Annotated in this window: 25 protein-coding genes and 2 pseudogenes; 19 read left to right on the forward strand and 8 right to left on the reverse strand. The window is 72.2% G+C overall.

Annotated features, from left to right (window positions below):
* Positions 1 to 350: 350 nt before the first annotated feature.
* Positions 351 to 761: a rodlin gene (locus ABT078_RS16255; protein WP_351228083.1), complete on the reverse strand. Its 411-nt coding sequence runs from the start codon at positions 759 to 761 to the stop codon at positions 351 to 353.
* 377 nt (positions 762 to 1138) lie between these two features.
* Between ABT078_RS16255 and ABT078_RS16260 the strand changes: the two genes are divergently transcribed.
* From ABT078_RS16260 to ABT078_RS16270, 3 genes are all read left to right on the forward strand, one after another.
* The gene (locus ABT078_RS16260; protein ID WP_351228085.1) at positions 1139 to 1549 is read left to right on the forward strand and encodes a rodlin; all 411 of its coding nucleotides are present in this window, start codon (positions 1139 to 1141) and stop codon (positions 1547 to 1549) included.
* A 175-nt stretch (positions 1550 to 1724) separates the two neighbouring features.
* Complete coding sequence (locus tag ABT078_RS16265) at positions 1725 to 1958, forward strand: chaplin (protein WP_351228087.1); 234 nt, start codon at positions 1725 to 1727, stop codon at positions 1956 to 1958.
* A gap of 110 nt (positions 1959 to 2068) precedes the next feature.
* On the forward strand, positions 2069 to 2836 hold the full coding sequence (locus ABT078_RS16270) for a chaplin (RefSeq protein WP_351228226.1): 768 nt from the start codon (positions 2069 to 2071) through the stop codon (positions 2834 to 2836).
* A gap of 139 nt (positions 2837 to 2975) precedes the next feature.
* Here ABT078_RS16270 and ABT078_RS16275 read toward each other — a convergent pair whose 3' ends face one another.
* A complete protein-coding gene (locus tag ABT078_RS16275; RefSeq protein ID WP_502981232.1) occupies positions 2976 to 4127 on the reverse strand; it encodes a glycosyltransferase in 1152 nt (383 codons plus the stop codon).
* Between the two features lie 295 nt (positions 4128 to 4422).
* On the opposite strand from ABT078_RS16275, the gene ABT078_RS16280 reads away from it, so the two are divergent.
* The 7 genes from ABT078_RS16280 to ABT078_RS16310 all read left to right on the forward strand — a co-directional run bounded on the left by ABT078_RS16280 (position 4423) and on the right by ABT078_RS16310 (position 8757).
* Positions 4423 to 4662 (forward strand): chaplin, encoded by a 240-nt coding sequence (locus ABT078_RS16280; protein WP_351228228.1) that lies wholly within the window; start codon positions 4423 to 4425, stop codon positions 4660 to 4662.
* A 232-nt stretch (positions 4663 to 4894) separates the two neighbouring features.
* Entirely contained in the window at positions 4895 to 5134 is a 240-nt protein-coding gene (locus ABT078_RS16285; RefSeq protein WP_351228230.1) for a chaplin, read from the forward strand.
* A 273-nt stretch (positions 5135 to 5407) separates the two neighbouring features.
* The gene (locus tag ABT078_RS16290) at positions 5408 to 6154 is read left to right on the forward strand and encodes a hypothetical protein (protein ID WP_351228091.1); all 747 of its coding nucleotides are present in this window, start codon (positions 5408 to 5410) and stop codon (positions 6152 to 6154) included.
* Between the two features lie 305 nt (positions 6155 to 6459).
* Entirely contained in the window at positions 6460 to 6744 is a 285-nt protein-coding gene (locus tag ABT078_RS16295) for a hypothetical protein (protein WP_351228093.1), read from the forward strand.
* A gap of 84 nt (positions 6745 to 6828) precedes the next feature.
* A complete protein-coding gene (locus tag ABT078_RS16300; RefSeq protein ID WP_351228095.1) occupies positions 6829 to 7044 on the forward strand; it encodes a hypothetical protein in 216 nt (71 codons plus the stop codon).
* A 209-nt stretch (positions 7045 to 7253) separates the two neighbouring features.
* Entirely contained in the window at positions 7254 to 7757 is a 504-nt protein-coding gene (locus tag ABT078_RS16305) for a DUF5949 family protein (RefSeq protein ID WP_351228097.1), read from the forward strand.
* A gap of 358 nt (positions 7758 to 8115) precedes the next feature.
* Positions 8116 to 8757, forward strand: coding sequence for a vitamin K epoxide reductase family protein (locus ABT078_RS16310; RefSeq protein WP_351228099.1), 642 nt, complete (start codon positions 8116 to 8118; stop codon positions 8755 to 8757).
* 2 nt (positions 8758 to 8759) lie between these two features.
* On the opposite strand, the gene ABT078_RS16315 is transcribed toward ABT078_RS16310, so the two are convergent.
* Entirely contained in the window at positions 8760 to 10388 is a 1629-nt protein-coding gene (locus tag ABT078_RS16315; protein ID WP_351228101.1) for an IclR family transcriptional regulator domain-containing protein, read from the reverse strand.
* A 141-nt stretch (positions 10389 to 10529) separates the two neighbouring features.
* On the opposite strand from ABT078_RS16315, the pseudogene ABT078_RS16320 reads away from it, so the two are divergent.
* The 7 genes and pseudogenes from ABT078_RS16320 to ABT078_RS16350 all read left to right on the forward strand — a co-directional run.
* A pseudogene (locus tag ABT078_RS16320) lies at positions 10530 to 11044 on the forward strand (CoA-transferase).
* A complete protein-coding gene (locus ABT078_RS16325) occupies positions 11041 to 12231 on the forward strand; it encodes a thiolase family protein (protein WP_351228103.1) in 1191 nt (396 codons plus the stop codon). Before ABT078_RS16320 ends, ABT078_RS16325 begins: the two are co-directional and overlap by 4 nt.
* A gap of 8 nt (positions 12232 to 12239) precedes the next feature.
* On the forward strand, positions 12240 to 13034 hold the full coding sequence (pcaH, locus tag ABT078_RS16330; protein WP_351228105.1) for a protocatechuate 3,4-dioxygenase subunit beta: 795 nt from the start codon (positions 12240 to 12242) through the stop codon (positions 13032 to 13034).
* Complete coding sequence (gene pcaG / locus ABT078_RS16335) at positions 13034 to 13579, forward strand: protocatechuate 3,4-dioxygenase subunit alpha (RefSeq protein WP_351228107.1); 546 nt, start codon at positions 13034 to 13036, stop codon at positions 13577 to 13579. The genes pcaH and pcaG overlap by 1 nt, the downstream gene beginning before the upstream one ends.
* Complete coding sequence (pcaB, locus tag ABT078_RS16340) at positions 13563 to 14948, forward strand: 3-carboxy-cis,cis-muconate cycloisomerase (RefSeq protein WP_351228109.1); 1386 nt, start codon at positions 13563 to 13565, stop codon at positions 14946 to 14948. The genes pcaG and pcaB overlap by 17 nt, the downstream gene beginning before the upstream one ends.
* Positions 14945 to 15238 carry an alpha/beta hydrolase gene (locus ABT078_RS16345; protein WP_351228111.1) on the forward strand — a complete coding sequence of 98 codons (294 nt, stop codon included), beginning with the start codon at positions 14945 to 14947 and terminating at the stop codon, positions 15236 to 15238. Before pcaB ends, ABT078_RS16345 begins: the two co-directional genes overlap by 4 nt.
* Positions 15235 to 15378: pseudogene (locus tag ABT078_RS16350) on the forward strand (4-hydroxybenzoate 3-monooxygenase); the annotation flags it as partial. The gene ABT078_RS16345 and the pseudogene ABT078_RS16350, both read left to right, overlap by 4 nt.
* Here ABT078_RS16350 and ABT078_RS16355 read toward each other — a convergent pair.
* The 5 genes from ABT078_RS16355 to ABT078_RS16375 form a co-directional block, all read right to left on the reverse strand.
* The gene (locus tag ABT078_RS16355; protein ID WP_351228113.1) at positions 15351 to 15965 is read right to left on the reverse strand and encodes an MFS transporter; all 615 of its coding nucleotides are present in this window, start codon (positions 15963 to 15965) and stop codon (positions 15351 to 15353) included. The pseudogene ABT078_RS16350 and the gene ABT078_RS16355 sit on opposite strands and share 28 nt — an antisense overlap.
* 163 nt (positions 15966 to 16128) lie before the next feature.
* The gene (locus ABT078_RS16360; protein WP_351228115.1) at positions 16129 to 17415 is read right to left on the reverse strand and encodes a phosphoribosyltransferase family protein; all 1287 of its coding nucleotides are present in this window, start codon (positions 17413 to 17415) and stop codon (positions 16129 to 16131) included.
* A gap of 125 nt (positions 17416 to 17540) precedes the next feature.
* The gene (locus ABT078_RS16365; RefSeq protein ID WP_351228117.1) at positions 17541 to 17972 is read right to left on the reverse strand and encodes a contact-dependent growth inhibition system immunity protein; all 432 of its coding nucleotides are present in this window, start codon (positions 17970 to 17972) and stop codon (positions 17541 to 17543) included.
* Positions 17973 to 18024: 52 nt separating this feature from the next.
* A complete protein-coding gene (locus tag ABT078_RS16370) occupies positions 18025 to 19161 on the reverse strand; it encodes a sulfite oxidase (RefSeq protein WP_351228119.1) in 1137 nt (378 codons plus the stop codon).
* Between the two features lie 47 nt (positions 19162 to 19208).
* Positions 19209 to 19943 (reverse strand): flavodoxin family protein, encoded by a 735-nt coding sequence (locus tag ABT078_RS16375; protein WP_351228121.1) that lies wholly within the window; start codon positions 19941 to 19943, stop codon positions 19209 to 19211.
* 444 nt (positions 19944 to 20387) lie between these two features.
* On the opposite strand from ABT078_RS16375, the gene ABT078_RS16380 reads away from it, so the two are divergent.
* Entirely contained in the window at positions 20388 to 21047 is a 660-nt protein-coding gene (locus ABT078_RS16380; RefSeq protein ID WP_351228123.1) for an NADPH-dependent FMN reductase, read from the forward strand.
* A gap of 4 nt (positions 21048 to 21051) precedes the next feature.
* Positions 21052 to 21411 (forward strand): UBP-type zinc finger domain-containing protein, encoded by a 360-nt coding sequence (locus tag ABT078_RS16385; RefSeq protein ID WP_351228125.1) that lies wholly within the window; start codon positions 21052 to 21054, stop codon positions 21409 to 21411.
* The last annotated feature ends 4 nt before the right edge of the window (positions 21412 to 21415 follow it).

Raw genomic sequence — 21415 nt, forward strand, 5'->3', positions numbered from 1 at the left:
TGCGAGCAGGTGAAGCACATGGCGCGCATGGTTCCTCTTTCGCGCCACGAGGCGGGGCTTTGGGGGATATTGGGGTCATGGCGGAGCACAAAGGGCGATGGGAACGGCAGCGACTGATTCCGGCGAGCCGGAGCGAGCCGGCACTCCGGCCGGCCGAGCCGATCTACGCATCACTCATGGCTCAGTGGTCCGATGAGGGCAGGACCGTCCCCGGCGTCCCCGACCGCGAATGGAACACGGTCGTATCCCGGTCCTGCTGGCCGCGCTGGTAGGGCGCGCAGCCGCACATGCAGAAGGGCCGGGCCGCCGCGGAGTACCGCGACGGCCCGGCCCGAGGCCCGGTGCCGAGATCAGCTGTTGTTCTCGCCGTTGCCGGAGAGCGCGGCGATGTCGTCGAGTACGTGCGACAGGGACTCGTCGCCCTTGGCCTGCGTCGAGTTCTCGGTGCACTGCTGGTACTGCGGGTTGGCCAGCACATTGACGTCCTGGACCGTGACGGGCACCACGCCGACGAGAGAGCCCGCGTTGCCCTTGACCGGCAGGCCGACGCAGGGCTTGTTGAGCGAGCCCTGGACGAGGGCCATCTGCGGGCTCATGTTGCCGTACGTGGCCTGGTTGCCGTACAGCTGTGCGGAGTTGGTGCCGCTCTCCGAGATGGTGCCGGTGTCGTTACCGATGGCCAGGGCCTGCGGCGCCGCCGCGGCCGAAACGCCGACGACGGAGGCGGTCACGGCGACAGCCGCCATAGCCTTCTTGATCACGACTGATTCCCTTTCTGGGGGGTGAGAGGGGTACCGGAAGGCGCTGGGGCCCGATTCCGGAGCCTCCTGACCAACTCCCACCACCGGAGTTGGTTCTTCCGCTTCACTCCAACGGGCGGCGCCGAACCGCCTGTCCCGACATAGGGATACGACGCCCGTCCCTCGCCCCTCAGGGCGTAGGGAACCGGGCGGAATGACGAGCGGCCCGTGAATGCGGAACGCGGTCGCGGAGCCCCGCTCATCCGTATGCCGGTATCGGCGGGATGCGTGGAGATCGTTGCGGGCCATCCGGGTGAATTCGCAGAACCAAGCCGCGCCCCACGAGTTGAACCGGCGCGCGGACAAGCTCATGCGCTCCGGATGGAAGGGAAGTTTTGGTGATCAAGAAGGTTATGACTGCGGTAGCCGTCACGGCCTCCGTCGTCGGCGCCTCGGCCGCGGCGGCGCCGCAGGCCCTGGCCATCGGCGATGACATCGGCACCGTCTCCCAGAGCGGCATCGGCGCCTCGCAGGTGTACGGCAACCAGGCCACGTACGGCAACATGAGCCCGCAGATGGCCCTCGTCCAGGGCTCGCTCAACAAGCCCTGCGTCGGCCTGCCGGCCAAGGCCAACGCCGGTTCGCTCGTCGGCGTCGTGCCGGTCACGGTCCAGGACGTCAACGTCCTCGCCAACCCGCAGAACCAGCAGTGCACCGAGAACTCCACGCAGGCCAAGGGCGACGAGTCCCTGTCGCACGTACTCAACGACATCGCCGCGCTCTCCGGCAACGGCGAGAGCAACGGCTGATTCCGGAGTTTCCGGATCGACCAACAGGAATCGTCCGGTGGACGTCCGAGTGGGCTCAGGGAAATGGCCGCCCGGGCGGCTTTCCCGGCGGACCACCCTCGTTGGCAGTGCGTCAGTGGGCGGCCCGAGCGGGTTCGTCATGACACCGACACGATCGCAAGAAGAAGGAAGTCCGATGAAGTACAGGAAGACCGCTGCGGCTTTCGCCGGCGTGATGCTGGCCATGGGTATGGCCTCGCCGGCCCTCGCGGACTCCGACGCCGCCGGTGCGGCCACTGATTCGCCGGGTGTGCTGTCCGGGAATGTCATCCAGATTCCCGTGCATGTTCCGGTCAACGTGTGCGGCAACACCGTCAATGTCATCGCCCTGCTGAACCCGGCGATCGGCAATTTCTGCACAGCCGACTGACGTACGGCCTGGCACACAGCCCTTAGGGGTCGTTTTCTGCCGGTCCTGGGATGTACCGCCGGTGCGCTCCGGGACTGGTTCTCGAACTGAGAGCGGGAAGAACACACATGATGCGACAGGTCATCAGCAAGGGAATCCTGACGGCCGCGGCGGCCACCAGCATTCTGTCTCTGAACGGCGCAACCGCCAGCGCCGACTCCCAGGCGGACGGGGGCGCCGCAGGTTCCCCCGGGGTGCTGTCGGGCAACCTCGTTCAGGCGCCCATCGACGTCCCGGTCAATGTCTGCGGGAACTCCGTGGACGTGGTCGGGTTGCTCAACCCGGCATTCGGCAACAACTGTGCGAACGTGTCGGACACCGACGAGCCGGGCGACGCGGCCTCCGGGTCCTCGGCGACGGGTGGCACGGCGGACTCCCCGGGAGTGGGCTCCGGCAACACCATCCAGGCTCCGGTGCACGTCCCGGTCAACGCCTGCGGGAACTCCGTGGACGTCATCGGTGCGCTCAACCCGGCCTTCGGCAACACCTGCGTCAACGGTGACGCAGAGCTGCCGGAGCCGCCCACGGGGCCGCAGACGCCTCCGGAGCCGCAGTCGCCTCCGGAGCCGGAGACGCCGACGGTGCCGGGCATGCCGAACGTGCCTGAGACGCCGACGGTGCCGGGCGTGCCGACCCAGCCGACCCCGGAGCCCCCGGTGATCGCGAACCCGCCGGTACCCACCGACGAGGGCCGGACGATCACGCCGGCCGCCCCTGCGCCGCAGCTGGCCGAGACCGGCTTCCAGGGCGAGATGCTGGCTGCCAGCGCCGCAGCTGCGGGTCTGCTGATCGGCGGTGGAGTGCTCTACCGGCGCGGCAGGGCTGCCGCCCGCCGCTGAACCGTCCGTACACGCACGTCACTTGCGTGGCCCCGGGCCGGGAGAGTCTCCCCTCGACTCTCCCGGCCTTTCGGTCTTCGCAGGGCTGCCGCCTGCGCGACTGCACCGGCCTGCACCGGCCCGCTTGCTCCGACGGACCTCAGGGCCGGCCGCCGACCAGTTCGCGGTACACCTCGGCGACCGCCTCCGCGGTGTGCCGCACGTCATGTGCGGAGAGGACGTGGTGGTGGCCTCGACGGCCGAGTGTGCTGCGCAGCGGCGCATTGAGCAGCAGATCTCCCATCGCCGTGGCCAGCGCGTACGGATCACGGGGCGGGGCCAGGCAGAAGAGGGCGTGCCCGGGCGGCAGGCTCTCGCGCGCCCCGTCGACGTCGGTGACGACGACCGGGCGCCCGCAGGCCATTGCCTCCAGCGGCGCGAGCGCCATGCCCTCCCACCGGGACGGGAGGACCACCAGGTCGGCGGCCCGGTACCAGGGCGTCGGGTCCTGCACGGCGCCGGCGAAGCGCACGGACGCGGAGGCGAAGGAGTGCAGTGACTCCTCGTCGGGTCCTTCCCCGACCAGGACGAGACAGGCGTTGGGGAGTCTGCGCAGCACCTGCTCCCAGGCCACGAGCAGCAGATCCTGCCCCTTCTGCCGGCACAGCCGCCCCACGCACACCACGAGCGGCGCGGACTCGGACAGGTCGGCGACGAGCGGCGGCAGCGACCTCTGCCGGACGTCGGGGGCCGGCCGGAAGCGCTCGGTGTCGACGCCGTTGGGGATGACGCTCCAGTGCGCGTCGACACCGGCCGTCTCGCCCGTGCGCCGTTCCGCCTCGCTGACGCAGACGACACGGTCCGTCCAGCGCGCCCCGTACCGCTCCCAGCGCTGCGCCAGCCGGGCCGTAGCCCCGCCGACGGCCTCGAACGACCAGGCGTGCGGCTGGAACACGGTCGGGATCCTGCCGCGCACGGCGAGCCGCGCCGCCAGGCCGGCCTTCGCGCTGTGGGCGTGCACGACACGCGGTCGCAGCCGCCCCACCAGGCGGGCGAGCTGCCGGATCTCATCGAGCAGCAGCGGCCCCGGCACGCGGCCGGCCCGCCAGCGGTGGACGTCGGCGCCGAGTCCGCGTACGGCCTGGCCCAGGACGCCGCCGTCGGGGCAGGCAACGGCCACGCTCAGCCCGTCGCGGACCTGGTTCGTCACCAGGTCCGTGACGACCTGCGCGACCCCGCCGTCGACGGGCTGCACGACGTGGAGCACGGCCGGACGCCGGCCGTGCGGAAGGGAATGCGGCAGCACACGCAGATCGGTCACGTTCTCTGGTCGTGGAGTTCGGAACTTCATTTCCCGCGTCTTGGAAGGCGGCACCCCTGGAATGACGCTTTCACCGGCCCTCCGTATTCGCGGGCGAAGGGGGGAATCCATCTGCCAATGCTTCACGTGTTACGCGGGGGCCGGGATGCGACTCTAACCGTTTTTCGGTCCGAGCCGCAGGGGACGGCGCGCGACGAATCAATCCTTTTGATGTTCAGCCGTGTCCGGAAGTCGCCCATCGTCGTTGAGCGTTGTACCCCCATCGGATATCCGAAAGGAAGCAATGATGAAGCGAATCGCGAAGTCGGTCGCGCTGGCGGGCAGCGGTGCTGCCCTGGTCCTGGGTGGCGCCGGCATGGCCGTCGCCGACAGTGGCGCGAACGGCGTCGCCGAGGGCTCGCCCGGTGTCGCCTCCGGCAATGTCATCCAGGTCCCGGTGCACGTGCCGGTCAACGCCTGTGGCAACACCGTCAACGTCATCGCCCTGCTCAACCCGGCGTTCGGCAACACCTGCGCCAACGGCTGATCCGGTCGACGACCTACCAGACCTCATGGCTGCGGGGCTTCCGAGCGCCGAGGCCGGGGCGCTCGGCCTGACGTCTGGTCCTGGCAGTGTCTCGCTGCCAGGCCCGGCGTTCGTGCCGACCGACCCGTGTTCACCCCTTTGGCCGCGCAACCTGACAGTCCCCGCCTGCGTTGGAGCAGTGGCCGGGCAGTCACGCACGGCCACTGAACAAATGACCAAGGAGTACCTCTCCATGTCGCGTACCGCGAAGGCTCTTGTCCTGTCCACCGTCGCTGCCGCCGCCGTTGCGGGCTCGGCCGGCCTCGCCACCGCCGACAGCGGCGCGCAGGGTGCCGCGGCCCAGTCGCCGGGCGTTCTCTCGGGCAACGTGGTCCAGGTACCGGTCCACGTGCCGGTCAACGTCTGCGGCAACACCGTCAACGTCGTCGGCCTGCTGAACCCGGCGTTCGGCAACCTCTGCGTGAACGACTGACCGCCCTTCACCGCGTTTCCCTCGGGCCGCTCTCCCCGTCATCTCGGGGAGAGCGGCCTTGCGCTGTGTCCGACAGTGGGGTCCCTCGAATGGCGGGGTCGGCACGCGACTACGTGACACACCCGAGGATCAAGCACTGACCAGCGCAAACGCGCCAACGTATGAACCGGGCGCGGACAGGTTTGAGGACGCTCCGGAGTCGAACGGTTGCGCCTGGCAGAGGCTCCTCGCACGGTGATCAGAAGACCCGTCGATCACCGAAAGGGATGTTCCATGCGTGCTCAGGCAACGCGCCGCGTCACCACAACTGCCCTCTCCCTCGCGCTCGTTCTGGGCGCCGGCGGTCCCGCCATGGCAGCGCAGAAGCAGGCTCCGCGCGCCGGCGCCATCGCCGCATCGGACGCCGCCGGCGTTCCCGTCCCGGACGCCGATTCCCTGGTCGCCCAGGCCGCTGTGCTTGCCGAACTCGGCGGTGTGCTGACCCCCGTCACCGACCTGATCAAGGCCGTACTCGCGGCCGACGACGGGCGGCTCTCGGCCGAAGAGGTCGCGAAGCACGCCGCCGCCATCAGGGCGGCCATCGAAGCCGCCGTCGGGGCTCCCGCCACGACGCCGCAGGCCCCGGCGGTCCCCGATACCCCGGCAGCCCCGGAGAAGCCCGCGGCCGAGAAGCCGGAGGCCCCGGGAATCCCGCAGATGCCCGAGGGCCCCCTGGCCGAGAAACCGGCGGCCGTGCCGTCGGCCGGCGACGACAAGGCGGCTTCGGCGGACGTGAGGGAAGACGCGCTCGCCGCGCTGCAGAAGAGCGTGGACGCGCTTGTCGAGGCGTCCCGGTCGGGTGAGGCCGAGGCCGTGGCCACCGCAGTGACGGCCGTCGTGACCGGCGTCGCCAACCTGATCGCGGCCACCCTGCACGGCGGCGACCTGCCCGCTGCGGACCTTCAGGGTCTGCCGTCGCTGCAGCCGCCCGCGGACGGCGCACAGACGCCCGCCGTCGCTCCGGCGCAGCCCGAGAGCTGACCCGGAGCTGCTGCTCCGACCGTTCGTGCCGGCCCTGCACAGGGGTCGGCACGACGTGTTTTCACGAGGTTCGGTCGCCGGAACGGACGCGTTCCCGACAGCTCATACGAGAATCCGGCCGGGGCAATTCATACGGGTGGGGATGAAGGAATTCCCGGGATTCCGGAGTTTCTGACGCGCCGAGGGATCGTTACACAAGGTGTAGCCGAATGGCAGGCAGAGCGGCGGCCGCAAGCATCCGCAATATGCCTGAACCGCAGGACACTTGCGCGCGCGACACGCGTCGCCGAAGGAGAGATTCACTGATGAAGCCCATGAAGGTTGCCGCGGTTGTCGCCGGTTCCCTGGTGGCCGCGTTCGCCGCCGCGCCGGCGTTCGCCGCCGACCTCGCGCCGAGCAGTCTCAACGGTGCGCTGGACACCGTCACGACCCAGTCGTCGGCCGCGGCCGGGTCGCTGGCGAACGAGAGGCTGGACACGGAGCAGAAGGGTTCACTGCTCCACACCGCCAACGGTGCGGCGGGCGATCTGAACGACGCGGGGAAGCTCGGCCCGAAGGGGCTCCTCGGCGGGCTTCCGGTCGGCGCCTGAGCGCCGGTCACGCGATCGTGTCGATGCGCCGACTGGTGGTGCGCTCGATCTCGTTCACGGCGTCTGCCGCTCGCCCGGCTGGAGGTGGCCAGTGCCGCTGGACACTGGCACTACTACGCCGGCTGGGCCGACAAGATCGAGGTTCCCCGTATCGAGCGCTTCCAACTCGGCAATTTCGTCGGCGTGCTCAAGGATGAGGTCACCGACGTGCCACAGCAACTTGCGCCGATCGGCGGGGGTGGTCGGCCGGGTCGCGTACCGGGGGCGGCCGCGCGGCCGGTCGTGGATTCACCCGGATGAATCTGGGGCATTGCGCCGACGGAGGGGCGCCGGGCCCGCGGGTCCCTCCTGCGCGGGGCCGGTCCGCGATCGGCCGCTCCCGTACTGCCACTGCATCGATCCCGTACGGGCGAGCGAGCCCGACACCTTCGGAGTAATCGGCGGCGGGACTCCCCCGCGCAGGTGACGCGGGCGCCCGGAGGATCCCGGTAAGTCGCTAAGGTCCGACGGTGACCTCAACCTCCGGCGCCGTGCGCGCCTTCCGCCCGGCCCAGTTGGGCACCCTCGGCGTCATCGCCTGGAGCGGTGAACACCCCGACGACGAGCGGGACATGCCGTTCCTGCTGGCGTACTCCCTCGGTGACGGCGACCTCGGCCCCGAGGGGGTGGAGGTCGCCGCCCGGCAGCTGCTCGACGAGGTGGGGCTGCCGGTCGGCACCGAGTACGTGGACGCCGCGCAAGCCGTCGGCTTCCCTCTGACCCTTCTCGTCGAGGCGGGTCAGGCCGTGCTGACGATGCCTCATCTCAGTGCCCAGTGCCCGGTGCCGCCGGAGTGGCTTGCGGCGGTCCGGGAGCGGGGTCACGTCTACTTCCTCTTCGCCACCCGCCCCTGGCCGCAGGCGGCACCCGGGGTGCCGGTCACCGAGGAGCAGCTGCGGAACTTCGTCGGTGACGAGGAGATGCTGGTCAGGGCCGCGCACTGTTTGCTGCCGGTGCGTCAGCTGAGTGGATGAACCGCGCCGCGATCCGCACGTCAAAGGGCCCGGCGGGCGGCCGGTGGGCCGCCTGCCGGGCCGTGTCATGCCTGGCGGATCAGATATGCGGGGGTCGGCTCGCCGGGCGGGCGGCCGCGGGGTGCGCGACCTCCCGGGTGGCCCCGGCGAGCCTGAGTGTTATGTGGCGAAGCGTCAGCTTCATGATCGAGCTCCTCGCTGCACGGGTCGGGTCGATCCGACGCTAATCGGAATCTGACGATCCGTCGCGTTGGGCGGGGGTCGATTACTGCGTGCGCGCATCGGTCCACGTGGGCGAGGGTCGTCGAAACGATCTTTCCTGGTCTGCCTGAGCAGGGCGGGGGAGAGGGAGAGCGGTATGGAGACACGTACGAGGACGCGCATTCCGCGTCCGGCGCAGGCACCGGACGACACACCGTCAGATGCCGTCGGCGGCAGCCGCGGGTTCGCGTGGCTGCTGATCGTCACGGGCGCGGCGGGGCTGCTCGCGTCATGGGTCATCACGATCGACAAGTTCAGACTGCTCGAGGACCCGGGCTTCACACCCGGCTGCAGCCTCAATCCCGTCGTGTCCTGCGGCAACATCATGAAGAGTGAGCAGGCCGCGGCCTTCGGCTTCCCCAACCCGATGCTGGGCCTCGTCTCGTACGCCGTCGTGATCGGCGTCGGCGCGGGGCTACTGGCGGGTGCCCGCTACCGCCGCTGGTTCTGGCTCGCCCTCAACGCCGGCGCGTTCTTCGGTGTCGCGTTCTGCACCTGGCTCCAGTTCCAGTCGCTGTACCGCATCAGCGCGCTGTGTCTCTGGTGCTCGCTGGCCTGGGTCGCCACGATTCTTCTGTTCTGCTACGTGACCCGTCACACCGTCGAGCACCGGATGCTCCCGGCTCCGGCGGGCCTGCGCCGCGGTCTGCGCGAGTTCGGCTGGGTGCCGCCGGTGATGTGGACGGGGGGCATCGGGATGCTGGTCCTGACCCGCTGGTGGGACTTCTGGATCAGCTGACGTCAGACCTCGGCGATGCGGGTGAAGCGGCCCACGACGTGGAGATCGGCCTCGATGTGGGCGGCCGTGACTCGGAGTTGTGGGAGCACCTCGGTGAGGCACTCGTCCGGGGTGCGCCGGGTCGTGTGCATGGCGACGTTGAGCGCGGCGACGGTGCGGCCCGTGTGGTCGTGGACCGGGACGGCCAGGGACCGCAGGCCCTCCTCGAGTTCCTCGTCGACCAGGGCGTAGCCCTCGTCGCCGACGCGGTCGACGAGTGCGGCGAGCCGGGCGGGGTCGGTGACGGTACGGGGGGTCAGGGCGCGCGGCTCGCTGCGGGCGATGAGGGCCGTGCGCTCGTCCTCGGGGAGGCCGGCGAGGAGGACGCGGCCCATCGACGCCGCGTACGCGGGGAAACGGGTGCCGATGGTGATGTTGACGCTCATGATGCGTTCGGTGGCGACGCGGGCCGTGTAGCGGATGTCGTCGCCGGCGAGGACGGCCAGGGACGCGGAGTCGTGGACATGGCGGACCAGTTCCGCCATGTGCGGGACGGCGATGTCGGGGAGTGTCGTCCGGGAGAGCGGGGGGCAACCGAGGGCGAGCACGCGCGGGGTGAGGCGGAAGGCCCGGTCATCGGAGGTGACGTAGCCGAGGTGCTCCAGCGTGATGAGGGCGCGGCGCGCCGTGGCGCGGGCGAGGCCGGTGGCCTCGGCGATCGCGGTGAGTCCGAGTTCCGCGCGGCCCTCGCCGAAGGCGGTGATCACGGTCAGCCCGCGGGCGAGCGACTCCACGAACTCCGCGCCGAGCTCCTGCTTGGACGCGGCGGTCCAGTGTGCAAGGCCCTGCCCGGCGGTGCTCTCGGCGGCTCCGACCGCCACGGTCGGCCCGGCGGCGGTCGGCGCCTGCCGCAGCTCGTGCTCCATCGCCGTCACGGCCTCGCGGACGCGGGGAAGCAGCGCGCGGCGCAGTGAGTCGGCGCTGTGCCGGCTGGTGTGGCTGACGATGCTGAGTGCGCAGACCGTCCGCCCCTGCGGGTCGTGCACCGGGACCGCGAGGGCGATCAGTCCGGGCTCGATCAGCTGGTCGTCCAGTGCCCAGCCGTCCTCCGCGGCGTGGGCGGCCCGTTCCCCGAAGTCCTCCCCGGGCGCGGTCCCGGGGCCCGCTCCGCGGCGCCACGCCGCCCACTCCTCGTCCGTCCACGCAGCGGCGAACAGCGCTCCCGGCGCGGTGCGTTCGGCGGGCAGCAGGTCGCCGATGCGGAAGGTCAGCGACATGGCACGCCGAAGCGTGGACTGGTGGACGAAGCGGATGCCGTCGCGGTCCGGCACGGCGAGCGACACCGACTCGTCGAGCTCGTCGGCGAGCCGTTCGGCGAGGGGGCCGAGCGGGCCCGGCAGACCGACGGCGGCCAGATAGGCGTTCCCCAGCTCCATGAGCCGGGGCGCCGGCCTCGCCTCATGGCCGTCGAGGCGTAGGTAACCCATGCGCGCGAGGGTCGCGGCGACCCGGTCGACGGTGGAGCGGGCCAGCCCGGTCGTACGGACGAGCTCGCTGAGGGGCACCCGGCCGCCGGCGTCGCTGATCGCGCACAGTACGGCGATGCCGCGCATCAGCGGACCTACGGCCTCGTCAGGGGGCGTGGCCGGCATCGGATCTCCAGGGCGTTGACATGCGTGACCGGTGCACGCAGACTCAGGGCGAGTCGTTCATGAACTCTAGTTCATCTGGCGAACGGGCACGACGGGCGTGACACGACAGACGTCGCACGACAGGCATCGAACGGAAGCCCCATGGACAAGGTCGAACGGTCCGCGGCGGACGCGGTCGCCGGCATCGCGGATCACGCGTCGCTCGCCGTCGGCGGTTTCGGCCTCAGTGGTGTGCCGAATGTACTGATCGAGGCGGTGCACGCGTGCGGGGTCCGCGGACTGAGCGTCGTCTCCAACAACTGCGGCGTCGACGGCGGCGGCCTCGCCATTCTGCTCGCCGCGGGCCGCATCGCCCGGGTCACCGGCTCGTACATCGGCGGGAACAAGGAGTTCGCCCGCCAGGCATGGGAGGCGCGATGGACCTGATGCACGGCGCCCGCCGTGTTGTCGTCCTCACCGACCACACGGCCAAGGACGGCTCGCCGAAGCACGTCCGGGTGTGCACGCTGCCGCTGACGGGCAGGGCATGCGTGCACCGCGTCATCACCGACCTGGGCGTGCTCGATGTGACCGGCGAGGGATTCGCCCTCGTCGAGACGGCGCCGGGCGTCACCCCCGACGACGTACGAGACAAGACTGGAGCTGAGCTGACATGACCGACCGTCTGCGCGATGTGTACGTGGTCGATGCCGTCCGCACCCCCATCGGCAAGTACGGCGGCGCCCTGTCCGGCGTACGTCCCGACGACCTCGCCGCGGGAGTCCTCGGCGCCCTCGTCTCCCGCACGCCCGAGCTCGACCCGTCCCGTATCGACGACGTCTTCTTCGGCGACGCCAACGGCGCCGGCGAGGACAACCGCGACGTGGCCCGCATGGCCGTGCTGCTCGCGGGCCTGCCGGTCACCGTGCCGGGCACGACGGTGAACCGGCTCTGCGGTTCCGGCATGGAGGCCGTCATCCAGGCCGCCCGCGCCATCGCCGTCGGAGACGCGTCGATCGCCGTGGCGGGCGGCGTCGAGTCGATGAGCCGCGCGCCCTGGGTGCTGCAGAAGCCGGAGCGCGGTTTCCCCGCCGGACACCAGCAGATGCACTCGACGACCCTCGGCTGGCGCATGGTCAACCCGCGCATGCCCGAGGAGTGGACCGTCGGCCTCGGCGAGGGCGCGGAGCTGCTCGCCGAGCGGTACGGCATCGGGCGCGAGGAGCAGGACGCCTTCGCTCTCGCCAGCCACCGGAACGCGGCCCGCGCCTGGGCCGACGGCCTGTACGACGGCGAGGTCGTCCCTGTCCACGGCGTCGAGCCGGCGCGCGACGAGTGCATCCGCGACAGCACGTCGACGGAGGCCCTCGCCAAGCTGAAGCCGGTCTTCCGCAAGGACGGGACCGTCACCGCCGGCAACTCGTCCCCGCTCAACGACGGCGCCGCCGCGCTTCTGCTCGTGGACGAGGACGGACTGCGCGCCACCGGCCGCGAACCGCTCGCCCGCATCGGCGCGTCGGCCGTGACCGGCATCGAGCCGCAGTACTTCGGCGCGGGCCCGGTCGAGGCCGTCCGCCGGGCCCTGAAGAAGGCCAGCCGCGAGTTCGGCGACCTGCACACCGTCGAGCTCAACGAGGCCTTCGCCGCCCAGGCGCTGGCCTGTCTGCGCCAGTGGCCGGGGCTCGACCCGGCCGTCGTCAACCCGCGCGGCGGCGCCATCGCCATCGGGCACCCCCTCGGCGCGTCCGGTGCCCGGCTCACCGGCGCAGTGGCCCACCAGCTCGCCGCCGCAGGCTCCGGCACGGGCCTCGCCACGCTGTGCATCGGCGTCGGGCAGGGCCTCGCGCTCGTTTTGGAGAGGTGACGCCGCCGATGGGCCCGATCACGCGCGTGACCCCGGCGATCCCCAGCCAGGAGCAGATCAGCACCGAGATCGCGGCCGCGCACCAGGCCGCCCCGGCCGACGGCACCGCGTCCCCGCCGTACCACCCGGCCCGCGACTTCGCCCCGTACCGCAGCAGCATCCTGCGCCATCCCCGGCAGCCGCTCGTCGCCGTGGCCGACGACCCGGAGGCGGCCGAGCTGTACGGCCCGGTCTTCGGCGCCGCCGACGTGAGCGAGCTCGACGCGGATCTGACCCGGCAGCACGCGGGCGAGCCGCTCGGCGAGCGCATCACGGTCACCGGCCGCGTGCTGGACCGGGCGGGACGGCCCGTGCGCGGCCAGCTCGTCGAGATCTGGCAGGCCAACGCCTCGGGCCGGTACGCCCATCGGCGCGACCGGCACCCGGCGCCCCTGGACCCGAACTTCACGGGTGTGGGCCGCTGCCTGACGGACGACGAAGGGCGGTACGCGTTCACGACGATCAGGCCCGGGGCCTATCCGTGGCGCAACCACGTGGGCGCCTGGCGCCCCGCGCACATCCACTTCTCCCTCTTCGGGACCGCGTTCACACAGCGCCTGGTGACGCAGATGTACTTCCCGGGAGACCCGCTCTTCCCGTACGACCCGATCCTCCAGTCGGTCACCGACCCGGCGGCACGGGCCCGGCTCGTCGCCGCGTACGACCACGGGCTTTCGCAGCCCGAGTGGTCCCTCGGCTACCGCTGGGACATCGTGCTCGACGGCCCGGCGGCGATGCTTCCGGACCCCGAGGAGAGCCTGTGATGCCCGCTCCCACTCCCTCTCAGACCGTGGGCCCCTTCTACGGGTACGCCCTGCCGTTCGCCGGGGGCGGGGACATCGCCCCCGCCGGGCACCCCGACACCGTCACCGTGCACGGTTACGTGCGCGACGGGAACGGCGATGCGGTGCCGGACGCGCTGCTGGAACTCTGGCAGCCGGCCGGGCGTCCCGGTTCGCTGCGCCGCAACGGCGTCGACTTCACCGGGTTCGGGCGGGTGGCGACCGACGCGGACGGGCGCTGGGTGGTGCGGACGCTCCCACCGCGGGCTGCGGCGCCGTACCTCTCGGTGTGTGTGTTCGCGCGAGGGCTGATGCACCACCTGTTCACGCGGGCGTACGTGGGTGACGCGGGCGCGGATGCGCTGCCGGCGGCGGTTCCGGAGGAGCGCAGGTCCACCCTGATCGCCGTGCCGGACGGGGAGCGGACGTACCGTTTCGACATTCATCTGCAGGGGGAGAAGGAGACGGTCTTCTTCGACTTCCACGACTTCGGCGACTTCCGTGGCGTCCGTGACCTCCGTGGATGACGTCGGGCTGCTCGCTCCGGTGTGGGCGGGCACCCCCGTGGAGGCCGCCACGGGCGACCGGGCGTTCCTCCGGGCCCTGCTGGACGCCGAGGCCGCGCTGGCGCGGGTCCAGGACGCGGCGGCGGGTGGGACGGTCACCGCGGTGGCGCGGGCCTCCGGCCGGTTCGATGCGCGGTCCCTCGCGCTGCGCGCGCGGGCCGGGGGCAATCCCGTGATCCCGCTGGTCGCCGACCTCACCGCGGCGGTGGCCGAAGTGGACGCGGCGCACGCGGAGTTCGTGCACCGGGGCGCCACCAGCCAGGACATCCTGGACACCGGCCTCATGCTGGTGGCCGCCCGGGCGCTGGACCTGGTCCTCGGCGACCTGGAGCGGACCGTCGACGCCCTGGGCCCTCTCGCCGCGGAGCACCGCGCCACCCCGATGCCCGCCCGCACCCTCACCCAGCACGCCGTCCCCACCACCTTCGGACTGAAGGCGGCGGGCTGGCGGTCCCTCGTGCTGGACGCGCACGAGCGGCTGGTGCGGGTGCGGGCGTCGCTGCCCGCGCAGCTCGGGGGCGCGGCGGGGACGCTGGCGGCGTTCGGGGGCGCGGGGCCGGCTCCCGTGGGTGCCTACGCCCGCGAACTCGGGCTGGCAGAACCGCAGTTGCCGTGGCATGTGCTGCGCACGCCGGTCGCCGACCTGGGCGCCGCGCTGGCGTTCTGCGCGGGTGCGCTGGGGAAGATCGCGGCGGACGTGCTGGTCCTGTCGCGTACCGAGATCGGCGAGCTGGCGGAGGGCGCAGGGGGCGGCTCGTCCGCCATGCCGCACAAGAGCAACCCCGTGCGGGCGACGCTGATCGCGTCCGCGGCCCGTCAGGTGCCGGCGTCGGCCGCGGTCCTCCTCGGCTCACTGGCCGCCGAGGACGAACGCCCGGCCGGGGCGTGGCACGCGGAGTGGCAACCGCTGAGGGAGGCACTCCGGTTGACGGGCGGCGCGGCCGCGGCGGCGGTGGAGCTGTGTGCGGGGCTGGTCGTCCGGCCCGACCGGATGCGGGCGAACCTCGAGCTGACGGGCGGGCTGATGCTGACGGAGCGCGTGGCGGCGGCGCTGGCGCCGAGCCTGGGGCGGGAGGAGGCGCTCCGCACGGTGGCGGAGGCGTCGCGCCGCGCGGCACAGGAGGGTGCGGATGTGTTCCACGTCCTCGCCCGGAACGAGGAGCTGCCGGACCTCGGCCCCCTCGCCGACCCGTGCCGGTACCTGGGCCGCGCCCCAGCCCTGGTCGACCGGGCCTTGTCGCGCGTCCGGGGCCCGGTGGGTGGTACTTCGCCCACCCGTCCCTCCGCACGGGACGACGGCCCACGGAACCAGGGGGACGACGCCGCGTGACCTCCTTGCTCCATCACCGCGTCGACGGCCCGGCAGGTGCACCCACCGGCCCGCACCCGGATCAGGACACCGACGCGCCCTCGCTCATCCTCGGGCCGTCCCTCGGGACCTCCCTCTCCGTCTGGGACGCCCAGGTCCCCGACCTCGCCCGGGACCACCGCGTCATCCGCTGGGACCTCCCCGGCCACGGGGCCTCCGCGGCCGGCCTGCTGCCCGCCGGCGCGACCGTCGCCGACCTCGGCCGGCTCGTCCTCGACATCGCGGACGCGCTCGGCGCCCGGACCTCATGACGACGACGCTGCATGTCGACCCGGCGCAGTCGGCGTTCGAGACGCGGCTGCAGTTGTCGCAGCTGGAGCGGGTGGCGGCGTCGCCGCACGCGGCGGCCGAACTGGCGGAGAACTACACGGGTCTGCCGCTCCCCGGCTGACACGAGCCGGCACATCTGCCGCTCGGCATCACGTACGTCGTCGTCGTCGCCGTCACCGGCATCCGGCTCTTCAGCGCGCAGGTGATGGTGTACGCCGCCACGAACACCGTCTGCCGCAGCAGCGAACGCGCCGCGGGTCCGGGCCGGGTGACCGGCGTCGGACGCACCGGCGCGGTCGTCGGCCCCTGGCTCGGCGGCGTCCTCGCCGCGAACGGCAACGAGGGCTGGGGCTTCACCGCCTTCGCCCTGGCCGGGCTGCTCGGCGCCGCAGCGATCTCGCTGGTGCCGGCGCAGAGCGCGGAGCCGAGCGAGAAGAGCGTGACGCTCGCGACGAGCAAGGGTCGGCGGCCGAGCCAGTCGGTCATGTTCCCTGCGGTCAGCGCGCCGATGAGCATGCCGAAGGTGGTCCAGCTGCCGATGGTGCCCGCGGACGAGGGCGTGGGGCCGAGGCCGGTCTCGTCGAGCATGTGCGGCATGACGGCGCCGTGGATGTTGACGTCCATGCCGTCGAAGAAGACGGCGAGCCGGCAGAGGGCGAGGACGGGGAGCACTGTGCGGAAGGGCAAGGCGTGGGGCGATGGGGTCACCCCTGAATCCGTTCGCCATGTGAACTTGAATTCACTCTTCCGGGCGTATGAGTGTCAGGTCGGCACGGCCGGGTGTCAATGAGCCGGACAGAAGCCGATCGCCCTGGGGCGGCGGGGCGATCGGCTTCTGATTTCCTCGCCAGGCCTGCAGGCTCTGCAGGCCCTATGGCTCCTGCGGGGTCAGATACAGCGTGAACCAGTCCCGGGCGAGCGCCGAGACCTCGTCGAGTGCGCCCGGCTCCTCGAAGAGGTGTGTCGCGCCGGGGACGACCTCCAGGCGGTTCCCGCAGCGAAGCGCCGCCTGGGCCTGGCGGTTGAGGTCGAGCACCGTCGTGTCACGGCCGCCGACGATGAGCAGCGTCGGCGCGCGGACGCCGGGAAGCCGGGGCCCGGCCAGGTCCGGGCGGCCGCCGCGCGACACGACGGCGCCGACGTCCGTACCGGCGGTCGACGCCGCCCACAGCGCCGCCGCGGCCCCGGTCGACGCCCCGAAGTACCCGATCGGGACGGGCGTCCGGGTGCGCAGCCAGTGCGTGGCACCCGCGAGTCTGCGGGCGAGGATCTCGATGTCGAAGACGTTCGCCCGGTCGGCGCCCTCGGCCTCCGTGAGCAGGTCGAAGAGCAGCGTGCCGAGGCCGGCCCGGTTCAGGGCGGCGGCGACCGAGCGGTTGCGCGGGCTGTGGCGGCTGCTGCCGGAGCCGTGGGCGAACATCACCGCGGCCGCGGCCCCGTCCGGCAGCGTGAGTTCCCCGGCGAGCCGGACCCCTCCCGCGTCCACCTCGACCTCCTCGGTCTTCGTGGGGGCGGGCGGTGCGGTCTTCGCGGCCCGCTCCAGCAGCGCGACGACCTCCTCGTCGGGGGTCTGCGAGAAGTCCCGGTACCACTCCCCGACCGCCGAGAACGCGCGCGGCGTCGACAGGCACACGACCTCGTCCGCCTCCGTGCGCAGCCATGCCACGGCGTCAGGCGGTGCCACGGGCGCGGCCAGCACCACCCTGGCCGCGCCCTGCGCCCGGACGACCTCGCACGCCGCGGCGGCCGTCGACCCGGTGGCGATCCCGTCGTCCACGACGATCACGGTTCGCCCGGCGATGTCGACCCGCTCCCGACCGGCCCTGAACTGACGGGCCTGCCGGGCGAGTTCGGCCTGCTCGACCTGCTCCACCGACTCGACGTCCGCGCGGGAGACACGCCCGCGACGCACGATGTCGTCACTGATGACCCGCACTCCGCCCTCCCCGATCGCCCCGAACCCGAGCTCCCGGTGGTACGGCACTCCCAGCTTCCGTACGACGATCACATCCAGCGGCGCTCCCAGCTCCCGCGCCACCTGGAACGCCACCGGCACCCCACCCCGCGGCAACCCGAGCACCACGGGATCCGCCCCCCGCAGGTGCTTCAGCACATCCGCGAGGCGCCGCCCCGCGTCCTCACGATCGGTGAACAGCACAATGGCTCACCCCCAACAGGGGTTCTCCTTCGAACCAACCCCATGGCGGGCGGCTTCGCAACTCGGGGCCGCACCACGTGGTGGCGGTGAGAGGCCGGCCCGATCACGGCGGGCGACACCGGCGGTCAGCGAGCGGAGACCTCCGGGGGCAGGGACGCGAGGAAGTGCTCGATGCCGCGCCGCACGTACGACGGCAACGGCCGGCGCAAGTCGCCGACGAGTGCCAGCAGTTCGCGTGAGCATTCCGGATCCGCCGTCCAGGCCGCCGGGCTCCTCGTCAGCGCCACGGTCAGCAGGTCGTCGTCGTACCAGCCGCCCGCGTGCTGCGCGGGCAGTGTGTCCCGAAGGATCTTGAGCGCGACGGGCATCAGGAAGAGCAGCCCGAGGTCCTGTCCGATGAGCCGCACCAGCTCGTCCACGGTCAGTGAGCCGACCGGCCGCTTGCGCAAGGCGTGCACGGCCAGGACGAGGCCGGTGGAGCCCCCGGGCGCGGGCGGTGGCCGGCGGTTGTCCTCGAGTTCTTCGAGCGTGCGGGACGGAGGGACGGGTCGGGGCATCGACGATTGTGCCCTGAGGGGGCGCGTGCCGGCGGCCGCGGGGCTCGCGGGCTCAGCCGTCCTCCTCCAGGCACACCACGGGGATCCGCTGGACGAGGTTGTTGCCGAAGCCGCCGCGGTTCCAGTGCTGGTCGAGGGGCTGCGTACGGCCTTCGGCGTCGGTGGCGCGGACGGTGAGCACATGGGTGCCGGGGGTGGCCGTCCAGGCCGTGTGCCAGTGGAGCCAGGCCCAGGGGTGGCCTTCCGGCGGGTCCAGGGGGGCGTCGTGCCAGGTGCGGCCGTCGTCGGTGCTGACCTCGACCCGGACGACCGGGGCGTGCCCGGACCATGCCCTGCCCTCCAGTCCCATCCGGCCGGGGCGCACGGCGCGGGTCCGGGACATGAAGTCCGGGAAGCCGGGCGGGAGCATCAGGGCGCGGGGTGCGATCAGGGTGACGGGTTCGCCCGGGTCGTCGGGGGACTGCTTGTAGCGGTAGGCGACCGACTGCTGGAAGCCGGTGAAGGGGGTGGCGGTGAGGCTGATGTCGCACAGCCACTTCACGTTCGCCATGCCGTACCAGCCGGGTACGACCAGCCGTAGCGGATACCCGTGCTGCGGCGGCAGGGGTGCGCCGTTCATCTCGTACGCGACCAGCACCTCGGGGTCGGGGCCCGCGGCCACCGGCAGGGGCAGGCTGCGCCGGTAGTCCTGCTCGACTCCGCGCTCGACCCCGTGATCGGCGCCCGTGAAGACCGCCTCGACGGCGTCCGGCTCCACGCCGGCGTCGGCCAGGAGTGCCCGCAGCGGCACTCCGGTCCACTCCGCCGTCCCCACCGCCTCGACGAGCCACGGCTGGCTCACGGGGCGCGGGCTGAGCCGGGCCCTGCCGTTGCCGGCGCACTCCATCGTGACGCGCTGGGTGACCGGCTCGTACGACCTGAGCGCCTCCAGGCCGAGTGCCAGCGGCGCGCGCACCCGCCCCCGCACGGTGAGCCGCCACTCGGCGGCCTCGGCGGCGGGGATGTCGTAGTGGACGAGGACGTAGTGCAGCCCGGGTGGCGTCACGCCGTAGCGCAGGGCCTCCAGCGGCATGCCGTGGTTGCGGGCCGCGAGCGCCAGCTCCTCCTCGCTGATGCCCTCGCCGGGGTTCGCGAGGTGCCCGGGTGCACTGATCTCCGCGAGGCTCTCCCCGCGGCGGACGTCGTCCATACCTTCATGGTGCGATGCCCGTGCACCGCCCGCCCGCCGCCCGCGCTTCAGCGGTGCTCGGGGTTCGGGAAGTCGAAGCGGCAGCCCGCGTCCCACTCCGAGCGCTGGTTGCCGTGCGCGGGGATGCCGCCCGCGCGCTTGAGCAGGGCGGCCACGTGCATCAGGTTCCAGGTCATGAAGGTGGTGTTGCGGTTGGTGAAGTCGTTCTCCGGCCCGCCGGAACCGGGGTCGAGATACGAGGGCCCGGGCCCCGCCTCCCCGATCCAGCCGGCGTCGGCCTGCGGGGGGACGGTGTAGCCGAGGTGCTGGAGGCTGTAGAGGACGTTCATCGCGCAGTGCTTCACGCCGTCCTCGTTGCCGGTGATCAGGCAACCGCCGGCGCGCCCGTAATACGCGTACTGCCCGCGGTCGTTGAGCAGTGACGAGCATGCGTACAGCCGCTCGATCACCTGCTTCATCACCGAGCTGTTGTCCCCGAGCCAGATCGGCCCCGCCAGCACCAGAATGTCGGCCGCCATGACCCGCTCGTACAGCGCGGGCCAGTCGTCGTTCTCCCAGCCGTGCTCGGTCATGTCCGGCCACACGCCGGTCGCGATGTCGTGATCGACGGCCCGCACGAGCTCGGTGGCGACGCCGCCCGCCTCCATGACGGCGCGGCTCCTGTCGATCAGCCCTTGGGTGTTGCTGACCTCGGGCGAGCGTTTCAGCGTGCAGTTGATGAACATCGCGCGCAGGTCGTCGTAGCGCAGGTCGGCGGGGCGCGGGGAGTCGGGGGATGCCATCGGAGCCTCCGGGGACGCGGCCGGTCGTCGCCGGGAGCGTAGTGCCGGAGCGACGGCGAGTGTGGGACGGCGCATCCGGGACGGCGCGTGGGGGGACGGCGCGTGTCGGGACGGCCGCGCCACACGGTGACGCTCAGTGCTGCGGAAGCGTGCGTTCGAGATCGCGCGGGTCCTTGGTGATCGAGGAGCGGACCTTGCGGGCCATGAGCGGTTCCGCCGGGCGGTAGGGGCCGCCGGAGCCGCCCGGTCGCGGATGCGGGCGCGCGGGCCCCGCGGAGCGGGGCGAAGGTGTCCGTGACGTCCGTCGGCATCGGGCCGGCCACGGACACCGTCCTCCTCGCCGCACGGGACACGCGGACCGGGCGCCGGGTGCCCGGTCCGATCGCGGGGTGGCCACGCCCGGACCAGACTGGTCCGTGTCGGTACATCGGAAGGACGTCAGCCATGCCCACGGAATCCCCAGCCGGTCCCCTGCGAGTGCTCGTCTTCGGCGCGGCGATGCGGGCCGATTCCACCAACGCACGCCTCGCCGCCCTCGTCGCGCGTCTGATCGCCGACAGCGGCGCCACCGCCGACCTCGCCACCATGCGCGAGTTCGAGATGCCGCTGTACGACGGCGATGCGGAGGCCGCCGAAGGGGTGCCGGCCGGCGCCCTCGCGCTGCGCGGGCGGCTCGAGGAGTGCGAGGCTTTCGTGATCTCGTCCCCCGAGTACAACGCCTCCGTGCCCGGCGTGCTGAAGAACGCCATCGACTGGGTCTCCCGGGTCCAGCCGCAGCCGTTCAAGGACAAGCACGCGATGCTTGTCTCCGCATCGCCGTCCATGGTGGGCGGGAACCGGGGCCTGTGGGCGCTGAGGGTGCCTCTGGAGCACCTCGGCACCCGCGTCTACCCGGACATGTTCAGCCTTGGCATGGCCCATCAGGGCTTCACCGACGACGGGTTGCTCACCGACTCCGGGCTGCAGCAGCGGCTGGCAGAGACCGTCGAGGCCTTCCTGCGGCTCGTCGAGGCCGATACGCGCTACGTCTGCCTGCAGCGCCGGTGGTACGAGTTCCTCGGGGACCGTACCGAGGCGCCCGTCACCCTGCGAGCGGAGGACTGAGGACATGGCACACGACCAGATCCCGGGCATCGATCCCACTGCGACACCCAGCGGGGACGGCTGCGCCGAGTGCCTGGCGGGCGAAGGGCCGGGGTGGTGGCTGCACCTGCGGCGCTGCGCCGCGTGCGGGCACATCGGATGCTGCGACTCCTCGCCGGGGCAGCACGGCACGAAGCACGCGCGCGCGTCGGGGCACCCGTTCCTGACCAGCTTCGAGCCGGACGAGGACTGGTTCTGGAACATCGAGACCGGCGAGTACTACGAGGGGCCGCAGCTGGCCGGCCCCGACTCCCACCCGGCCTCCCAGCCGACCCCGGGCCCCCAGGGCAGGGTTCCCGCGGACTGGGAGGCGTACCTGCACTGAAGCG

This window comes from Streptomyces sp. NPDC002133 (assembly GCF_040296405.1).
GTDB lineage: Bacteria > Actinomycetota > Actinomycetes > Streptomycetales > Streptomycetaceae > Streptomyces.